Annotated in this window: 17 protein-coding genes; 14 read left to right on the top strand and 3 right to left on the bottom strand. The window is 69.7% G+C overall.

Annotation, left to right across the window (positions count from 1 at the left end; translation table 11 throughout):
- Window positions 1–104 precede the first annotated feature (104 nt).
- The gene (locus tag OC550_RS03780; protein ID WP_368736934.1) at window positions 105–644 is read right to left on the bottom strand and encodes a DNA polymerase; all 540 of its coding nucleotides are present in this window, start codon (window positions 642–644) and stop codon (window positions 105–107) included.
- 416 nt (window positions 645–1,060) lie between these two features.
- Here OC550_RS03780 and OC550_RS03775 point away from each other — a divergent pair, with 416 nt between their 5' ends.
- The 8 genes from OC550_RS03775 (at window position 1,061) to OC550_RS03740 (ending at window position 6,833) form a co-directional block, all read left to right on the top strand.
- Window positions 1,061–1,378 carry a hypothetical protein gene (locus OC550_RS03775; protein WP_262103968.1) on the top strand — a complete coding sequence of 106 codons (318 nt, stop codon included), beginning with the start codon at window positions 1,061–1,063 and terminating at the stop codon, window positions 1,376–1,378.
- Window positions 1,379–1,893: 515 nt separating this feature from the next.
- Window positions 1,894–2,979, top strand: a complete 1,086-nt coding sequence (ssd, locus tag OC550_RS03770) for a septum site-determining protein Ssd (protein WP_262103967.1) — start codon at window positions 1,894–1,896, stop codon at window positions 2,977–2,979.
- Between the two features lie 63 nt (window positions 2,980–3,042).
- The gene (locus OC550_RS03765) at window positions 3,043–4,194 is read left to right on the top strand and encodes a TadA family conjugal transfer-associated ATPase (protein WP_262106241.1); all 1,152 of its coding nucleotides are present in this window, start codon (window positions 3,043–3,045) and stop codon (window positions 4,192–4,194) included.
- Window positions 4,191–4,967, top strand: a complete 777-nt coding sequence (locus tag OC550_RS03760) for a hypothetical protein (RefSeq protein WP_262103966.1) — start codon at window positions 4,191–4,193, stop codon at window positions 4,965–4,967. The genes OC550_RS03765 and OC550_RS03760 overlap by 4 nt, the downstream gene beginning before the upstream one ends.
- A gap of 5 nt (window positions 4,968–4,972) precedes the next feature.
- Window positions 4,973–5,557, top strand: coding sequence for a type II secretion system F family protein (locus OC550_RS03755; protein WP_262103965.1), 585 nt, complete (start codon window positions 4,973–4,975; stop codon window positions 5,555–5,557).
- A 135-nt stretch (window positions 5,558–5,692) separates the two neighbouring features.
- Window positions 5,693–5,983 (top strand): DUF4244 domain-containing protein, encoded by a 291-nt coding sequence (locus OC550_RS03750; protein ID WP_262103964.1) that lies wholly within the window; start codon window positions 5,693–5,695, stop codon window positions 5,981–5,983.
- A 29-nt stretch (window positions 5,984–6,012) separates the two neighbouring features.
- A complete protein-coding gene (locus OC550_RS03745; protein ID WP_262103963.1) occupies window positions 6,013–6,423 on the top strand; it encodes a TadE family protein in 411 nt (136 codons plus the stop codon).
- On the top strand, window positions 6,420–6,833 hold the full coding sequence (locus OC550_RS03740) for an Rv3654c family TadE-like protein (protein ID WP_262103962.1): 414 nt from the start codon (window positions 6,420–6,422) through the stop codon (window positions 6,831–6,833). Before OC550_RS03745 ends, OC550_RS03740 begins: the two co-directional genes overlap by 4 nt.
- Before the next feature lie 41 nt (window positions 6,834–6,874).
- Here OC550_RS03740 and OC550_RS03735 read toward each other — a convergent pair whose 3' ends face one another.
- Window positions 6,875–9,217, bottom strand: coding sequence for a DEAD/DEAH box helicase (locus tag OC550_RS03735; protein WP_262103961.1), 2,343 nt, complete (start codon window positions 9,215–9,217; stop codon window positions 6,875–6,877).
- 149 nt (window positions 9,218–9,366) lie between these two features.
- Window positions 9,367–10,041 carry a GNAT family N-acetyltransferase gene (locus OC550_RS03730; protein ID WP_262103960.1) on the bottom strand — a complete coding sequence of 225 codons (675 nt, stop codon included), beginning with the start codon at window positions 10,039–10,041 and terminating at the stop codon, window positions 9,367–9,369.
- 97 nt (window positions 10,042–10,138) lie between these two features.
- Here OC550_RS03730 and OC550_RS03725 point away from each other — a divergent pair, with 97 nt between their 5' ends.
- From OC550_RS03725 to OC550_RS03700, 6 genes are all read left to right on the top strand, one after another.
- Window positions 10,139–11,032 carry a rhodanese-related sulfurtransferase gene (locus tag OC550_RS03725; RefSeq protein ID WP_262103959.1) on the top strand — a complete coding sequence of 298 codons (894 nt, stop codon included), beginning with the start codon at window positions 10,139–10,141 and terminating at the stop codon, window positions 11,030–11,032.
- Between the two features lie 245 nt (window positions 11,033–11,277).
- Window positions 11,278–13,011: a methyltransferase gene (locus OC550_RS03720; RefSeq protein WP_262103958.1), complete on the top strand. Its 1,734-nt coding sequence runs from the start codon at window positions 11,278–11,280 to the stop codon at window positions 13,009–13,011.
- A gap of 150 nt (window positions 13,012–13,161) precedes the next feature.
- On the top strand, window positions 13,162–13,800 hold the full coding sequence (locus OC550_RS03715; protein ID WP_262103957.1) for a helix-turn-helix transcriptional regulator: 639 nt from the start codon (window positions 13,162–13,164) through the stop codon (window positions 13,798–13,800).
- 140 nt (window positions 13,801–13,940) lie between these two features.
- Window positions 13,941–16,652, top strand: coding sequence for a type I DNA topoisomerase (gene topA, locus OC550_RS03710; RefSeq protein WP_262103956.1), 2,712 nt, complete (start codon window positions 13,941–13,943; stop codon window positions 16,650–16,652).
- 87 nt (window positions 16,653–16,739) lie between these two features.
- Complete coding sequence (locus tag OC550_RS03705) at window positions 16,740–17,756, top strand: Ppx/GppA phosphatase family protein (protein WP_262103955.1); 1,017 nt, start codon at window positions 16,740–16,742, stop codon at window positions 17,754–17,756.
- A 35-nt stretch (window positions 17,757–17,791) separates the two neighbouring features.
- Window positions 17,792–18,604 carry a sugar phosphate isomerase/epimerase gene (locus OC550_RS03700; RefSeq protein WP_262106240.1) on the top strand — a complete coding sequence of 271 codons (813 nt, stop codon included), beginning with the start codon at window positions 17,792–17,794 and terminating at the stop codon, window positions 18,602–18,604.
- Window positions 18,605–18,628 lie beyond the last annotated feature (24 nt).

Below are 18,628 nucleotides of genomic sequence, written 5' to 3'. Positions count from 1 at the left end.
GGCCTTCCTCCTCCGCCGTCCGGCCTTCCCTGCCGTGCTCGGGACGAGGCTATGCGACTCAGGCCCCGGCGGCCACGGCCCCTCCGCGGGCTGTGGAAAAGCCGCTACTTGGCATCGGCATAGGAATCGACGCACGCGATGCTGACGGGAAATTCGACCGGTATGCGCCCGAACATCAAACGGGTGGCATCAGCGGCAGCCTCCGCCACGAGGGCGCAGGCGGCGTCGGCCTGGTCCCGCCGCACATGCAGGACCACTTCGTCATGCAGGAAGAACACCAATTCCCCGATGAAGGTGCCGGACGCCGCGGAGGCGCGCAGCCGCCGTCGTACTTCCGCCAGCCAGCACAGGGCCCACTCCGCCGCCGTCGACTGGACGATGAAGTTGCGCGTGAAACGGCCCCGGCTACGCGCGGCCGCATCGGCCCGGCGCTGTTCCTCCGCGGTGGCGGTGAGCTGGGCGCGCCGCCACGCTGCCGGGGGCTCCGGGCAGCCCCGGCCCAGATGGCTGCTGACGACTTCGCCGGCCTCGCCGGCCCGGGCCGCACGCTCAACGGTCGCGAGGGCCCGGGGATACGTCCGGGCGAGCTGCGGCACCAGGCGGCCGGATTCGCCCGTCGTCGCCCCGTACATCGCGCCCAGCATGGCAACCTTGGCCTTGGCCCGGTCCCCGCCGAAGCCGGCATCGGCGATGCCCTGGTAAAGATCTTTGCCACGCGCGGCCGCCGCCAGCGCATCGTCCCGGCCAGCGCGGCGAGGATGCGCGGCTCCAGCTGGGAAGCATCGGCCACCACCAGCCGGTGGCCGTCGTCCGCGCGGCCGCGTCCCGGACCTGCTGCGGGATCTGAGGCCCCGCCGCCCCGCGAAGCCCACCGCCCCGTGACGACCCCGCCGACCACGTACTCGGTCCGGAACCGTCCTCGCCGGCCCAGGAATCCAGCCACTCCCAGCCGTTGGCGGAGGCCAGCCGGGCGAGCTTTTGTATTCCAGCAGCGGCCCGATCGCCGGTGCCGTGTTCCGCAGCCCCAGGAGCGTGTGCTCCGGACTTCGATGCCCGCACGGTGCAGGGCCCGCAGCAGCTCCTGGGGCGAATCCGGATTGAACGCGGGAACCCCGAGCAACCGGTACAGCTCGCGGGCGAGCAGGTCCAGCCGGGACGGGCGTTGGCCCGGCCGCGGGCGCGGGCCGAGCAGCCGGGTGAGGATCTCTTCGTGCACGTCGCGGCGCCAGGGCAGGCCGGCCCGTTCCATTTCGGCGGCGACCAGTGCCCCCGCGGATTCGGCCGCCACGAGGAGCTGGAGCCGTTCCCAGCGAGGCGAACCTGCGACGGCGGCCAGCTGGTCCTGCAGTTCCAGCAGCACCGATTCAATGGTCGCTGACGCCGGCTGCCGGTCGAAGAGCGTGAATTGGTCCGGTTCGTCGTCCTGGCGCGGCTGGCCCGCCGGCCGGCGCTCGCTGTCGGCGCGCAGGGCCCGGACGTAGGGAGTGTCCGCCGCGTACTGCGACAGGACCAGCAGTTCCCGGGTCAGGGACAGGTCATGGCAGCGTTCGACAGTGGTCCCGGCACGAAGCAGAGGCAGGTAGGTCCTGCGGGTTCCCTCCCAGACCCAGCGCAGGGACGGCCCTTCCAGCGCCGCCACGGCGGCGGGAAGGTCCGCTGAACTAACGACGGCGGCCGGCGCCGCGGGCGCGCCGGTTGCGTCCGCGCGTTGCAGCAGGAAGGAGGCATCGCCGGCGGCGCCGACGTCGCCGGGGGATCCCGGCGCTAGAACCATGTACACCCAGCCATTTTCGCCCACGGTTGGCCTGCGGCTTGTCCTCCACAGGCCGCGGCCGTCCACAGCGGCCGTATCGGCGGTTTCGTCGCCGCCCGCGGAAGGGGCAGGTTGGTCGTATGCAGACGGAAAGTTTGGCGGCACGGCATTGGACACCGCGGCACGACGGAGCCGAGGTGCTGCTAGTGACGGCGTCGGCGCGCCTGCGCGACGAAGTGGCACGGGTTGCGGCGGCGGCCGGCGTGGACGTTCGCCTGCTCGAGGTCGAGGAGGCCGGGCACATTCCCGAAGGCAGCGTGGTGGTGCTCGGCAGCGACGCCGCCGCGAGATTGCCCCGGCTGGCGGCGGACGTGATCGTCGCGGGGTTCCCGGACGAATCAACCCTTTTGTGGGAGCAGGCGGCTGAAGCCGCGGCCCATCGGGTGGCTGTGCTGCCCGAGGCCGCGGGCTGGCTGGCCGAGTACCTCAGCCGCAGCCGGCACGGCGACGCACGTGGCGCGGTGGTCGCGATCCTGGGAACCAACGGCGGTATCGGCTGCTCAACGCTGGCCTGCTGGCTCGCCGCGGATGCCGCCGCCCGAGGCTACGCGAGCTTGCTGGTGGACACGGATCAGCTGGGCGGAGGGCTGGAAGCCAGCCTGGGATGGGATCACGCCGAGGGGCTGCGCTGGCCGGATCTGGCCGGGGTGCGGGGCACTGTCAATCCCGCACAGTTACGCGCCTCGCTGCCCGCCGCCCAAGGCTTTTCCCTGCTCGGCTGGGGCCGCGGCGGGGAAGCGGTGGACATTCCCAGGCAGGCCGTGTCCGAAGTCATGACGGGCGCGGCGGCCGGTTTCGACTTGGTCATTGTCGACGCCGGCCGGGTCCGCGCCGAAGCGGGCAGTTGGCTCGCCGTGGCGGACCGGGCGGTGCTGCTCATGCCGGCGGGTACCCGCGGGATCGCGGCAGCTGCCGCGGCGGCCGACTTTCTGCGTCCTGTGCCAACCAGCGCCGTGGTCCGCGGCCCGCTGCCGGCCGGCGTGGATGAAGACCTGGCCGCGGAACAGGCCGGGGTGGAACTTGCCGGCTACCTGCCGCGCCTGCACGGGATGGCGGCCGCCCAGGACCGCGGGAGGCTGCTGGAGAAAGGGGCGCACCGCAGCGTCCGCCGCTTGCTGCTGCGCCTAGGCCCTGCCATCTCGCCGGCCCGGACGAGGGCGGGCTGAGCGGTGGATTTTCGGACAGGAACGCATGGACGCCGGGCCGCCAGGGCCTCACTGGGAACTCCGCTGGACCTGAGCGCCTTCCGTGACGCAGTGCTGGCGGACCCGTCCCCGGTTACCGGAGCCCGGGTGGCGGCGGCCGTCCAGACGAGCGGCCAGGTTCTTGGCGCGGCGGCCGTGCTGGAGGCCGTTGAGACCCTCAACGCGGACCTGCGAGGCCTGGGTCTGCTGCAGCGTCTGGCACAGGAAAGCGGGGTCACGGACATCCTCGTCAACGGGCCGGATGACGTGTGGACGGACGGGGCGGCAGGGCTGCGGCGGAGCGACGTGGTGTTCGCCAGCGACGCCGAGGTCCGGGCCCTGGCCGCCCGGCTGGTGACGGCCGGAGGACGCCGGCTCGATGACAGCAGCCCTTGCGTGGACGTGCGTCTGGAGGGCTACCGCGTCCACGCGGTCCTCCCGCCGGTCTCCACCCAGGGCACACTGCTCTCGATCAGGATCCGGCGTCCGCGGGTCTTCACCCTCGCCGAACTGCTCGGGCAGGCGCCGGCCTGGATCCCGTACCTGGAAGCCGTCGTGGGCAGCCGCCTGAGTTTCCTGGTCAGCGGCGCCACCGGATCCGGCAAGACCACGCTGCTGTCCGCGATGCTCGGGCTGGCCTCCGCCGACGAGCGGCTGGTCCTGGTCGAGGATGCCGCCGAACTGAACCCCGATCATCCCCACGTCATCGGCCTGCAGAGCCGGCACAGCAATCTGGAAGGCAGCGGCACCGTCGACCTGGGCGAACTGGTTAGGCAGGCGTTGCGGATGCGGCCGGACCGGCTGGTGGTCGGAGAATGCCGCGGCGCCGAAGTGCGCGACTTTCTCGCTGCCATGAATACCGGACATGCCGGGGCCGGCGGCACCGTCCACGCCAATTCCGCGGCCGGGGTGCCGGCCCGCCTGGCGGCCATGGGCGCACTCGCCGGGCTGTCGCCGGAGGCAGTGGCCTTGCAGGCCGGCAATGCCCTCGACTTGGTCATCCATCTGGAGCGGACAGAGGGCGGCCGGGCAGTCGCCGAGCTGGCCCTGATCCGCTGCACGGCGGCGGGATCGTTGGAGACGGTGCCTGCACTGGCCATGGACGGCGGTGTCCTGCGGCAGGGGCCGGGATGGACCGCGCTGCGGGAACGGCTGTCCCGGTGGGGCTTTTCCTTTCCGGCGGCTGAGGCGGCATGAGCGGGCTATCGGTTTTCCTGCTGTGCCTCGCGGCCGCCCTGTTGTTCCGCGTGCAGGGTTCCGTCCGCCGCCGGAGGCACCAGCGGCGGCGCAACCGCACGCGCGCCGCCGGCAGCAAGGCCTATGCGGACTGCCTGCACGAACTGCCGATGTTCGTCCGGCAACTGGCCGCATTGCTGCGTTCGGGCAGTATACCCGCCCGGATGTGGGCCGAAGCGGACAGGATCTACGGTACGGGTGCCGACGGACCGGCTAGTCCAGCCGGGCCGGATCCCGGCGTCCCGGAGACCCTGCGGCAGGCCGCGCTTTCCGCCCTGCTGCAGCCTGGAATCCGCGCCGCCAGCCAGGCCGCAGGGCTGGGACTGAGCGTTGCGGCCGCGCTGCGGCACGTCAAGCTTCCCGCGGGCATGCCAGCGGAGACCAGCGCCATGACCGTGCGGCTCTGGCGGGATCTCGGCGCGTGCTGGGACGCAGCTGAACAGACGGGGGCGCCGCTGGCACTGCTGCTGGAAAACTATGCGCACCACCTGCAGCACCAGCTCGACGCGGCGGCCGCCCGCAGGACCGCGCTCGCAGGACCTCGGGCGACGACCACGCTGCTGGGCTGGCTCCCGCTGCTCGGGCTTGGCCTGGGTATGGCGATGGGTGCTGATCCGCTGGGCATCCTCTTGGGGTCACCCTCGGGATGGCTTATTCTCGCCGTCGGGGTGGCCTTGCTGGCGGCCGGCCGTCACTGGTCCGTGCGGCTTGTCAACGCCGCGGCCCGGGAGTAGTCCGGATGCTGACGGCACTTGCGGTGGCACTGCTGGCCCTGGCCGGCTTCTTGCTGCTCGACCCGCCGGGATCAGGTGGCCCGCCCCGGCCCGTGTCCGGACCTGAAACAGGCAGCAGAGCGGCGCCATCGCGTCTCGGTGGAGGCGACCGGGCCGGTACGCCGCTACCCGATCCGGCGCTCATGCTGGACCTACTGGCCGCCATGTTCCGGGCCGGCACCTCGCTGCCGGCGGCGGTACGGACGCTCGCTAGGGCGGCCGAAGGAGACGGCCGAATACGGCTGGAAAAGGTTGCCGCGGCTCTGCAGCTGGGTACCGAATGGGGCAGCGCGTGGGCGCTCGCAGGCGACGACGAAGGCCTGGCCCGGATCCGCGAGGCACTGACTTTCGGCGCGGCGACCGGGGCGCCGTCTGCCGAGATCCTCCATGCCCAGGCCGAACAGCTCCGGCGGCGGCGCAAGCAGGAAGCCGAGCGCCGCGCGGCTGCCCTGGGCACCCGGCTGGTGCTGCCGCTGGGCCTGTGCGCCCTTCCATCCTTTGTCGCACTCGGCATCGTTCCGGTCCTGATCTCGCTGCTGCCCCGGCTTTGACCGGCGCGAGTCATCCTCCACAACAGAGGCGGATGCGGCGGATATCCACCTAGGCGAAGAGCCCACTGATCGTCCGGAGCCCCATCCGGAAAGCTCGTGAATACCGCAACACCGCGGCAAACCACAGGAGGAAAAATGTCACCAACACCATCCCTGGCACCCCGCCCCGCAGGCACTGCCGCGGAACCGGAACCGGCCGCCGGCCGGGACGCGGACATCATCGAGTTTCCGGCCGCCCCCGCCGAAAAAGCGGAGCGCCGGTGGCAGGACCTGACAGGGTCCGAAGCGGGGATGGCCACTGCCGAGTACGCCATCGCCACGCTGGCAGCAGTCGCCTTCGCCGGGTTGCTGGTGCTGATCCTGCGCAGCGGCGAAGTGCGGGGGCTGCTGATGAACCTCGTTGAGCTCGCCCTGACCGCAGTGTGAGCACCATGGTCCGGCTTTCGGCTCTGCGCATGCACAGGGCATTCCGCCCGGCAGCGAAGCCGCCGCGGCCGACGGAGGTCTGCAGCGAACGCGGTTCGGTGACCGCCGAAACAGCGATCGCACTTCCGGCGGTGGTGGCGGTGCTGGCCATGCTGCTGGCGGGAGCGACGGCCGGATCAACCCAGCTCCAGCTCGAGAAGGCGGCACAGACTGCGGCCCGCCAGCTTGCCCGGGGCGAGTCCGGAGCCGATGCTGGCTCGGCCGTCAGGCGTATTGCCGGGTCGCGGGCGGTACTGGCATCCGGGAACACGGGCGGGTGGATCACGGTGGAGGTCAGCACAACCGTGCCCGGCCCCTGGGCCGGCGCCGGTGGGTGGAAGCTGACCGCCGAGGCCTCGGCTCCGGCGGAGCCGCACGCCGGCTACGGGACAGTCCCATGAGCCGCGCGCTGATCGGCTGTCGAGCTGCCGGGTGCCGCAAGGAACTCGGCGCAGGCACGGTCCTGGCGGCCGGGATCGCCATCCTGCTGTGCCTGCTGCTGGCAGCCGTGGCGATGGCGGTGCAGGCAGGCGCGGCGTCGTCCCGGGCAGCGAAGACGGCCGACTTGGCCGCACTGGCAGCTGCCGATGCCGCGCGCGGCCTGATCAGCGGCGAACCGTGTTTGCGGGCGGCGGAAGTCGCCCGCAAACACGGCGCCGCGCTACAGGACTGCCGCCGGATAGGGCCGTCCGGGCACATCGTGGACGTCGACGTTGCCGTTCCGCTGCGGCTGCTCGGCTGGCTCGATTCACCCTGGCGGGAAGCCAAGGGCGTCAGCAGGGCCGGCCGGCCGCCGGGACGCGGGCCATGAGTGCCTACGCGGGCCGGCAATGCCTACGCGGCCGTGAGAGCCTACGAGACGGGCTGTTCCAGGGGCGTCTTGGCAGCGTGCAGGAGGGCGTTGAGGAGGACGACGGCTCCGGCCTTGTCCAGCGGATTGTTCTTGTTGCCGCACTTGGGCGACTGGACGCACGAGGGGCAGCCCGAGTCGCACTCGCAGGATTCGATGGCGTCCCGGGTGGCCGAGAGCCAGATGCGCGCAGCGTCGTAGCCTCGCTCGGCGAAGCCGGCCCCGCCTGGGTGGCCGTCGTAGACGAAGATGGTCGGCTTGCCGGTATCGGCATGCAGTGCGGTCGAAACCCCGCCGATGTCCCAGCGGTCGCTGGACGCGACGAGCGGCAGCAGGCCGATCCCGGCGTGTTCGGCGGCATGGAGGGCGCCCGGGATCCTCGCCGCGGTCAGGCCGGCGGCGGCCAGGTCCGGCTCATCGATGGTGAACCAGACGGCCTTGGTGAACAGCTCGCGGGACGGCAGCTCCAAGGGTTCTTCGCCGAGAATCTCGTTGGAAATGAAGGCCTTGCGCTGGAAGGAGATGACCTTCGTCGTGACTTTGACATCGCCGAAGCAGGCACGGACGGAGCCCCATTCTTCGCCCCGCAGTTCTCCGAGCACCTCGATCTGGGTGACATCCCGTGCCTGCGTGTAGTAGTCAGGGTTGGACCGCGTGACCATGGCGCAGTGGTCCTGTTCGTTGAGCTCCTCGACCAAATAGGTCGTGCCCTGATGGACATAGACCGCCCCGGTATGGGCCTGGTAGTGCGACTGGGGAGAGTCCATGGTCCCGAGTAGGGTGCCGGATTCGCTCTCGACGATGCTGATCGGACCGCCCCCGTCGGCCCGGAGATTCACCATGGCAGCGGCGCTTTCTGCATGCGTCCAGAACCAGCCCGCCGGACGACGGCGCAGGAAACCGTCCGCCGTCAGTTCGTCGACCAGCCCGCCGGCGGACGGGCCGAAGAGCTCGACGTCGTCTGCCGTCAGCGGCAGCTCCTGGGCGGCAGCGCACAGATGCGGGCCCAGGACATAGGGGTTGGAGGGATCGAAGACCGTGGCCTCGACGGACACGTCGAAGACCGCCTCCGGGTGGTGGACCAGGTAGGTGTCGAGCGGGTCGTCGCTGGCGACAAAGGCGGCCAGCGCGTCCTGGCCGGCTCGCCCAGCGCGCCCGATCTGCTGGAACAGCGATGCGCGGGTTCCCGGCCAGCCGGCGACGAGCACCGCATCCAGTCCGGAAATATCGATCCCCAGTTCCAGCGCCGATGTGCTGGAGACGCCCAAGAGCTGGCCGGAGCGCAGCTTGGCTTCCAGTTCGCGCCGCTCCTCGGGCAGGTACCCGGAGCGGTACGCCGCGATCCGGCCGGGCAGGGAAGGATGGACCTCCTCGAGCAGCCGTTTCGTAATGCTGGCGATGGTTTCGGCGCCCCGCCGCGACTTGATGAAGGCAATCGTGCGCACCCTTGCCGATACTAGGTTGGCCAGCAGGTCGGCCGTCTCCGCGATCACGGTTCGGCGCTCGCGGGCGCCGTTTTCCCCCTTGAGGTCCGTCAGCTGCGGTTCCCAGAAGGCGACCGTGGTGCTGCCGTGCGGGGAACAATCGTCTGTGACGCTGCCGGCCGCCGCTCCGATGAGCCGACTGAAGGAGGCCGCCGGCTCGCCGGCCGTGGCGGAGGCGCCGATGAACACCGGGTCGGCTCCGTAGCTCGCGCAGACCCGGCGCAACCGCCGCATCAGGTTCGCCACATGGGAACCGAAGACCCCGCGGTAGCTGTGGGCCTCGTCGACGACGACGAACTTCAGGCGGCGGAAGAACCGCGCCCACCACGTGTGGTTGGGCAGGATGCCGAAGTGCAGCATGTCCGGGTTCGCGAGCACGAAATTGGCGTGGTCCCGGATCCAGCGCCGCGCACCGGGGTCGGTGTCGCCGTCGTACGTCTCGGCACGGACGGTCGGCAGCCTCAGGGATTTCACTGCTGCCAGTTGGTCGGCCGCCAGCGCCTTGGTCGGTGCAAGGTAGAGGACAGTGGCGCCGGTGGGCTCCAGACGGGCCTGGTCCTCGAGGGCGGTGCGGTGGATGGCATCCAGCGCGGGCAGTTGGTAGGCGAGCGACTTTCCCGACGCAGTGCCGGTGGCGATGATCGTGTGCTGCCCGGCATGGACCTGCGAGGCCGCCTTGAGCTGGTGCCGCCACGGCTGCGCGACACCCAAGGATGCATAGGCACCAACGACGTCGGGGTGGACCCAGTCCGGCCAGGGATCGTGGACGGCTTCGCGCGCCGGCACTTCGCGCACGTGCATGAGCTGTTCCGGATCGGCGCCGGAACCGAGCAACGGAATCAGCGAATCATGCAAGGCCACCACAGCATTGTTTCATCCCGCTGGGGCAACCGCTGGATCGCGGCGCCAGCGGCAGGATGGCACCGGCAATCGCGGGATCGCGCTAACAGCGCCGGGAACGATGCCCCTGCGCAACTGCCGAGCGTCGTGGCGGTTTGCGGGCGGCCGCCTCAGGCAGCGTCCGTGGGTTTGAGGATCATGACGTCGCACACGGTATCCCAGCCCAAATGCTGGTAGAGCATGCGGCCGTCGTGCGACGCGATGAGCAGCCCCATCTCGACGATGTGCTCGAATGCCGAGGCCGCCAGGGCGCGCATGATGTGGGTCGCCAGGCCGCGGCGGCGGAAGTTCTCATTCGTTTCAATGTGGTCGAAGATAGCGAAGCCGTCCACAACGGCCATCACGCCGTGGGCCGCTTCCTCGTCGCCGAACATGACGCGGGCACGATGCACGTTGCCGTCCCGGTCGATCTCCGTCTTGAACTCGGGGTCGCGGTACCAGGGATCCTCGGCGTCCTGGTCGGACATGTTCGTGACCATCATGGACTGGTCACTGTGGTGCACCCGAAGACCGTGCTGCGGGGCCAGAGCCTTGAAACGCTCGGTTTCGCGCGTCAGCACTGTGAAGATGCGCTTGGGAGACGCGATGGTGTTCCTGGCCAGTTCGGCGAATTCCTCGTCGCCCGGTTCATAGGCAAAAAACTCCCAGTCACCCGTCTTGTCAGAGAGGACAATGGCCGGATGGCCCGCCTCCTCGGCCGCCGTGTAGCCGCGGCAGGCCGACCAGCCGGCGACCCAGGCCGGGAGCAAGTTATCGGGTACGTCTGCAGTGAAATCGAGGCCCATAGGATGACAGTACCTAACCTCGCGCACTCTGGATATGCACCGGTGATCAGGCGCGGTCACAATCTGCGGTTTGGTGCTGCGTCGTAACCTTAAAGACGTGGCTCTTAACCGAATTGTGCTTTACTACGCCTTCGCTCCGATTCCTGACCCAGAGGCCGTGCGCCTCTGGCAGCGGGCTCTGTGCGAGAAGCTCGGGCTCACCGGGCGGATCCTGATTTCCAGAGACGGCATCAATGGAACGGTCGGCGGTGAAATCAACGCGGTTAAGCAGTATGTCAAGACCACCCGCGAGTACCAGGCCTTCCGCGGCCTGGACGTGAAGTGGTCCGACGGCGGCGCCGAGGACTTCCCGCGGCTCAGCGTCAAAGTCCGCGATGAAATCGTTTCCTTCGGCGCGCCGGGCGAGCTGAAGGTGGACGAAAACGGCGTAGTCGGCGGCGGCACCCATCTTCGGCCGGAGGAATTGCACGAGCTCGTCGAGGCGAAGGAACAGGCAGGGGAAGAGGTCGTTTTCTTCGACGGCCGAAACGCCTTTGAAGCCCAGATCGGCAAGTTCCGCGACGCCGTCGTGCCCGACGTCGCCACCACCCATGACTTCATCCGCGAACTCGACTCCGGCAAGTACGACGGGCTGAAAGACAAGCCGGTGGTCACCTATTGCACCGGCGGCATTCGCTGCGAGGTCCTTTCATCGCTGATGGTCAACCGCGGCTTCCAAGAGGTGTACCAGCTCGACGGCGGGATCGTCCGGTACGGCGAACAGTACGGGGACGGGGGCCTCTGGGAGGGCTCGCTCTACGTCTTCGACAAGAGGATGCATCTGGAGTTCACGCCGGAGGCCAAGACAATCGGCGAGTGCGTGCGCTGCCAGGCCCCCACGAGCAAGTTCGAGAACTGCTCCAACCAGAGCTGCCGGAACCTCACGCTGTACTGCACCGAATGCGCCGCGAGTCCGGAGACCTTGCGCTGTCCCGACGGCTGCGCGGCATGACTCCTACGGCTGGACCGAAGCCGCGAGAGTTGGATAGCGCGGCCTGATCAGTTCCGCCTGCCGCGCCGGACGCCTCGGCCGTCGACTCGTCCGCGCCGGAAACCTGGGCCGTCGACTCGTCCGCGCCGGAAACCTGGGCCGTCGGCTCACCCGCGCCGGAAACCTGGGTCGTCGGCTCGTCCGCTTCGCCCGCCGGGCCGGACGCCCTGCCCCTCCCCGCACCCGCCCCGCCTAGACTTTCCTCCGTGACTGAGTTCAATACCGGCAACGTTCCGCATGCCCCGCAGAGTACTGATCAGCGGCTGATCGCGGCCCTCGCCAGGGACCTTCGAGCCCTCGATTACACCGTCGACGGCGTCGAGCGGCTGCTGGGGCCGGCGGCCTATGAGGCGCTCGGCCGCGACCAGCTGGTCCCTGCCAAGCTGGCGACCGAACGGAAACCCGAAGCCGATGCGCCGGACCCGCTGGCCGCCGTCGTGCGTTTATGGCTGCTGGGCGAGGACGTCGAGGAGGCGCACCTGGCTGCCGCCCTGCCGGAGCTGGGTCTGGACGGGCTGGCCGCGCTGGGGCTGGCCACTAACGACGGCGGGCGGGTCCGCGCCAGCGTGGACCTGCGGCCGTATGCGTTCGATGTCACGAATCTCTGGGTGGCCAGCGACCTAGGCGCGCACCAGCAGGCGGGAGTGCTGCGGCACGACCATGTGCTCGGCATCGGCCAGGCGTCGCTGACGCTGGCGCAGCTGACCATCCGCCGCGACCTGGACCGCGCGCTGGATCTGGGCACCGGCTGCGGCATCCAGCTGTTCCACCTGCTCAGCCACGCGCGGCACGTGACCGCCACCGACATCTCCGAGCGGGCGCTGGCGTTCACCCGCTTTAACCTGCTGCTGAACGCGCCCACGCTGGACCTGGACCCGGAGGACCTGGCCGCCCGCGTCAGCCTGCGGCTGGGCAGCCTCCTGGACCCCGTCGCGGGGGAGCGGTTCGACCTGGTGGTTTCCAACCCGCCCTTCGTCATCACGCCCCGGACGTCGGAGACGGCGGCTGATGAGCTGTTCACCTACCGCGACGGCGGCCTGCCGGGGGACGACATCGTGGCCACGCTGGTGCGCCGGCTGCCGTCGGTGCTGGCGCCGGGCGGCGTGGCGCAGATGCTCGGAAACTGGGAGATCCCCGCGGACGCGCCGTCCTGGCACAGCCGCCTGGAGTCCTGGCTGGACCCGGACACCGAGGCCTGGGTCATCCAGCGCGAGCAGCTCAGCCCCGCCGCCTACGCCGAGACCTGGCTGCGGGACGCGTCGGAGAACCGGGATCCGCGGCTGTACGAGAGGGTCTACCGGGCCTACTTGGAGGACTTCGGGACGCGGAACGTCGAGGCCGTCGGGTTCGGCATGGTGTGGCTGCGCCGTTCCGGCGCGGCTCTGAGGCGCGACGGCGGCGGGCGGGTCTTGGGGCGCGACGGCGGCGGGCAGGTCTTGAGGCACGACGGCGGCGGGCAGGTCTTGGGGCGCGACGGCGGCACGTCGGTTTCCGGGGCCGGCGACGTCCAGACCCACGATGGCAGCGGCGGGATGCTGCGGCGGTTCGAGGAGCTGACGTATCCGCTGGAGCAGCCGATCGGGCCGCACCTGGCGGCGGCCGTGGAGCGGCACGATTGGCTGGCCGCGCACCGCAGGGACTTCGCAGATCAGCGGCTGACCGTGGCGGAGGACATCACCGAGGAACGGCACCAGCGCCCGGGGGCCGAGCACCCGGGCGTCATCCTGCTGCGCCAGGGCGGGGGCCTGCGGCGGACCAACCTGATGAGTTCGGAACTGGCCGGCCTCGTCTCCGCCAGCGACGGCGAATTGACCGTGGGCCAGCTGGTGACCGCGCTGGCGGCCCTGCTGGAGCAGCCCGGGGAGGAATTCGCAGCGCGGCTGCTGGAGGAAACCCGGAACCTGGTCCTGGACGGCTTCCTGCTTCCGGCGGCGCCGTGACGAGCCGGCGGCGCCGTGAGGATCCGGCGGCGCCGTGATGACCCGGCCGCGGCATGCCGGAGGCCCGGTAATGCAGGTGCCGGCACCCCTGCCACCCGCGGCGGATGAAGCTGGTCACCTGGCCCGCGCGGCGGGATAGACTTACTGTTCATGACAAAAGGTGCATCGCCCTCCCTCGACCCTGTCGCGGGGGAGGCTTCGAACGGCCCGGCGGACCGGGTCAATATTTCCGATGCCAGGGCGATCAGGGCGCTGGCGCATGCGGTGCGCCTGAAAGTCATCGAGGAGCTGTTCGATACCCAGCAGCCGGCTACCGCGACCGAACTGGCCCAGCGGCATGGCCTGACCCCGAGCGCCATGAGTTACCACCTGCGTGCGCTGGAGAAGTGGGGCTTCGTCAAGCGCAGCGCCAACCAGGGCGACGGCCGCGAGCGGCACTGGCAGGCGGCCGCCGGACGGCTGGACGTGACGTCGGTGGCGGACAGCCGCGCCGCAACGCTGGGCGTCGTCGACGTCGAACTCAACGACCTGCGAGAACGCCTCAGTAAATATGTGAAGCGGGACAAGGAAACCCCCAACCCGGATACCTGGCGGCAGGAAGGGCACCTGGCGGCGCTGAGCACCGGCCGGTTCTATCTGACGCCCGAACAGCGCGCGGATCTGGGCCGCCGGATCGGCGAAATCCTGCTCGAATACAGCCCGACGACCAACCCCGACAAACGGGGAGAGGGCGCCGAAAAGCTCTACTACGTCTTCTCGTTCCTGCCGGGCGATATCGACGACGCCTGAGTCCTCCGGAAGACTTCCGTGGGCGGCCCCGCTTCCGTTTTGCGCTAATGTTGCGGCTACCCTAGTGCAGGTAAGCACCGTCGAGCCCCAGCGGCGGCGACGCACCCGCAGAACCACAGCAATTCGTCAGTAGGAGCAACGTGCCAGCGAAGGCCCGCGAGAAGACCGGCAAGAAACTCGTCATCGTCGAGTCTCCTGCCAAGAGCAAGACCATTGCCGGGTACCTCGGCGAGGGCTTCGAGGTCACAGCATCGGTGGGCCACATCCGTGACCTGCCGCAGCCATCGGACCTGCCGGCCGAGCTGAAGAAGACCTCGGTGGGCAAGTTCGCCGTCGACGTCGAGAACGGGTTCGAGCCCTACTACGTGGTCTCGCCCGGCAAGAAGAAGACGGTCGCCGAGCTGAAGTCGCTGCTCAAGGACGCCGACGAACTCTATCTGGCCACTGACGGTGACCGCGAGGGCGAGGCCATCGCGTGGCATCTGCTCGAAGTGCTGAAGCCGAAGATTCCCGTGCACCGGATGACGTTCTCCGAAATCACGCCCGAGTCGCTGCAGCGCGCACTGAACGAACTGCGGGACATCGACACGGACCTGGTGGACGCGCAGGAAACCCGGCGCATCGTGGACCGGCTGTTCGGCTACGAGCTCTCGCCGGTGCTCTGGCGCAAGATCAAGGCCGGGCTGTCGGCCGGCCGTGTCCAGTCCGTCGCCACCAGGCTGGTGGTGGAGCGCGAGCGTGAGCGGATGGCGTTCCGCTCGGCCTCCTACTGGGACCTGCTGGCCACCGTCGAACCGCTGGAGACGGCCAAGGGCGGCAGCTTCAAGGCGAAGCTGGCGCAGGTCGACGGCGACCGCGTGGCCACCGGCCGCGACTTCGACGACCGCGGCGCGCTCAAGACCCGCGGCGCCGTGCATCTGGACGAGGCCGCCGCCACCGCGCTGGCCGAGGCGCTGCAGGGCGCCGAGTTCGCGGTCCGCTCGGTCGAGAACAAGCCCTACACCCGCCGCCCCGCGGCCCCGTTCACCACCTCCACGCTTCAGCAGGAAGCCGCGCGCAAGCTCGGGTTCTCCGCCCGGACCACGATGTCCCTGGCCCAGCGGCTGTACGAAAACGGCTACATCACCTATATGCGTACGGACTCGCCGGCGCTGAGCGACCAGGCCGTCAACGCCGCCCGTCGGCAGGCCTCCGAACTGTACGGCCCCGAATACGTGCCGCAGTCGCGCCGCGTCTACAAGGGCAAGTCCAAGAACGCGCAGGAAGCACACGAGGCCATCCGTCCCGCCGGCGACTCGTTCCGCACCCCGGGGCAGGTCCGCAGCCAGCTCGGCAACGACGAGTACCGGCTGTACGAACTGGTCTGGAAGCGTACCGTCGCCTCCCAGATGGAGGATGCCCGCGGATCGACGTCGACCGTCCGGCTCGGGGCCACGGCTTCGGACGGGCGCGACGCCGTGTTCACCGCCTCGGGCACGGTCATCACCTTCCCCGGCTTCCTGGCCGCCTACGAAGAGGGCAAGGACGCCAGCCGCAACGAACAGGACGACACCGAGGGCGGGCGCCTGCCGAACCTCGCCGAAGGTGACGGGCTGACGCCGCAGGAAGTGACCGCCGTCGGCCACGAAACCTCGCCTCCGCCGCGCTACACCGAAGCCTCCCTGGTGGCCGAGCTGGAAAACCGCGGAATCGGCCGCCCGTCGACCTACGCGGCGACCATCTCGACGATCATGGACCGCGGCTACGTCCGCAAGCGCGGCTCCGCACTGGTGCCGAGCTGGATCGCGTTCTCCGTGGTCAAGCTGCTGGAGGACCACTTCCGCGACTACGTGGACTACGACTTCACCGCAGAGCTGGAGCAGGGGCTGGACCGGATTGCGGCGGGCGAGGCCAAGCGGACGGACTGGCTCAACGGGTTCTACTACGGTGACCGGCACGAGACCGGGCTCAGCACCGTGGTCAACGACCTGGGCGAGATCGATCCCCGCGTCGTGAACTCCATCGACATCGCCGACGGCATCACCCTGCGCGTGGGCAAGTTCGGGCCGTACCTGGAGCGGGCCGGCCAGGAAGGCGCGGAGGAACCGCAGCGGGCGAACGTGCCGGAGGACCTGGCGCCGGACGAGCTGACCGCGGAAAAGGCTTTGGAGCTGATGGAGACCCAGGGCCCCGGCGAGCGGGAGCTGGGCCAGGACCCGGAGACCGGGCGAACCATCGTGGCCCGGGAGGGCCGGTACGGCGCGTACGTCACCGAGGTGATCCCGGAGCCGACGGCGGAGGAACTCGCCAACCAGCCGGTGGAGTACTACAAGAACGGCAAGCCGAAGCCGCCGAAGAAGCCTGCCAAGATCAAGCCCCGGACCGGTTCGCTGTTCAAGTCGATGACCGTGGACACCGTCACGCTGGAGGACGCGCTGAAGCTGCTCAGCCTGCCGCGGGTGCTGGGCGCGGACGCCGAAGGCAACGAGATCACCGTGCAGAACGGACGCTTCGGGCCGTACCTGAAGAAGGGCACGGACTCGCGCTCGATCGGCTCCGAGGAGGAGATCTTCACGATCACCCTCGAGCAGGCGCTGGAAATCTATGCGCAGCCCAAGCAGCGCGGGCGGCAGGCCGCGGTCCCGCCGCTGGCCGAGTTCGGCGTCGATCCCGTGTCGGAGAAGAACATCGTGGTCAAGGAGGGCCGCTTCGGCCCGTATATTACCGACGGCGTCACGAACATTACGGTGCCCCGATCGACCACCATCGAGCAGCTGACCCGGGAGCAGGCGATCGAACTGCTGAAGGAAAAGCGGGCGAAAGGCCCGGCCAAAAAGCCGGCGACGCGGCGCAAAGCCGCCGCCAAGAAGTAAGGCCCGGATGCCGCCGGTCCGCCGCTATGCTCCGGGCGATCCGGTCTGCGTTCAGCTGGCCCGGACCTCAGGCCACATAATGGGACCATGCGTCTAGGCGTCCTCGATATCGGTTCCAACACGGTCCACCTGCTGCTCGTGGATGCCCACCCCGGCGCGCGGCCGGTCCCGTTCGCCTCGCACAAGCGTCCGTTGTCGCTGGTGGCCTACCTGGACCGTGCCGGCAACATCACGGAGTCCGGCCAGCGGGAGCTGGTCTCGTTTGTCCGCGAGGCCTGGCGCTTCGCCGTCCAGCACAGCGCCGAAGACATGCTGGCGTTCTGCACCTCCGCCATCCGGGAATCGACCAACGGCGACGCGGTGCTCGCCCGGGTCAAGCGGGAGGCCGGCGTCGAGCTGCAGGAGCTGAGCGGGCCAGAGGAAGCGACGATGACCCTGGTGGCCGTTCGCCGCTGGTACGGCTGGGGCGCCGGTACCGTGCTGGACCTGGACATCGGCGGCGGTTCCTTCGAGATGGCCATGGCCCGCGACGAGCAACCTGAGGTGGCGGTGTCGGTGCCGCTCGGCGCAGGCCGCCTGACCCGGGAATGGCTGCCGCAGGACCCGCCCAGCGCGGGGAGCGTGAAGGACCTGCGGAACCACATCCGCAATACCCTCGAACCGGCCATCAAGCAGTTCGACGGGCTCGGCGTGCCGGACCTGGTCGCGGGAACGTCCAAGACGTTCAGGTCACTGGCGCGCATTACCGGCGCGGCGCCGTCGGCCGCCGGACCCTACGTCCGCCGGGAACTGCGCCGGAACGACCTCTCGCTCTGGACCCAGCGCCTGGTGGCCATGCCGGTCGAGGACCGCGTCCACCTGCCCGGCGTCTCCCGGGTGCGGGCGCCACAGCTGCTGGCCGGCGCGATGGTTGCGGAGGCCGCGATGGAAATGTTCGACGTCGACACCCTGCTGATCTGCCCGTGGGCCCTGCGGGAGGGACTGATCCTCAAACGCTTCGACCACCTGCTCTACGACAGCGACGCCCCGGTCCGTCCGGTTGGGACCGCGCTGGTCCAGAAGGCGCTCCAGCCCGCGTCGGCAAACGGCAACGTGCGGCCGTGACGGCGGCGGCCGCTGCCCCAGGCAACGGCGCCGGGATACCAGTGGCACTGTCCAGCGCTTCCGTCTATCCGCTGGCGGTCCACGACGCGTTCGCCGTCGCGGCGGACCTCGGCTACGACGGCGTGGAAGTCATGGTGACCAACAACCAGGACTCGCAGGACCCGGACGCGCTCCGGAACCTGCGCGAGCGCTACCAGCAGCCGATCGTCGCGATCCACGCGCCGACCCTGCTGCTGACCCAACAGGTCTGGGGCAAGGCCTGGAACAAGGTCGTCATGTCCGCGGCCATGGCGGCCGAGGTCGGCGCCTCCACCGTCGTCGTGCATCCGCCGTTCCGCTGGCAATCCGGCTACGCCGAGAACTTCCCCGAAGGCATCCGCAACATCATGGAGGACTTCGGGGTCACCATCGCGGTGGAGAACATGTACCCGTGGAAGGTCCGCGGGCGCGAAACCAAGGCCTACTTGCCGCACTGGGACCCGCGTCCGCTAGACTACCAGCACATCACCTGGGACTTCTCGCACGCCGCCTCCGCCGGAGTGGATTCCCTGGCGGAGATCAAGCTGCTGGGGGACCGGCTCAGCCATGTGCACCTGGCGGACGGCTTCTACACCAGCTGGGATGACCATCTGGTTCCCGGACATGGCGACCAGCCGTGCGCGGAGAGCCTGCAGCATCTCGGCAGCAGCGGCTGGCCCGGGATCGTCGTCGCGGAGGTCAGCACGCGCAAGGCCCGAGGCGCGGGCGAACGCGAGGAATGGCTGGGCGAAACGCTCGACTTCGCCCGCCGGAACCTGGGCCTCGGCGCCGCCGCCCAGGCCGCGGAAACACGTCCGCGCCGGACATAGCCGGGCCTTGCACGCTCGGTCATA

This window comes from Arthrobacter sp. Marseille-P9274, assembly GCF_946892675.1.
Classification (GTDB): Bacteria; Actinomycetota; Actinomycetes; order Actinomycetales; family Micrococcaceae; genus Crystallibacter.
The sequence above is the reverse complement of the archived record's forward strand: the minus strand, read 5'-3'. Positions and strand labels throughout refer to the sequence as shown.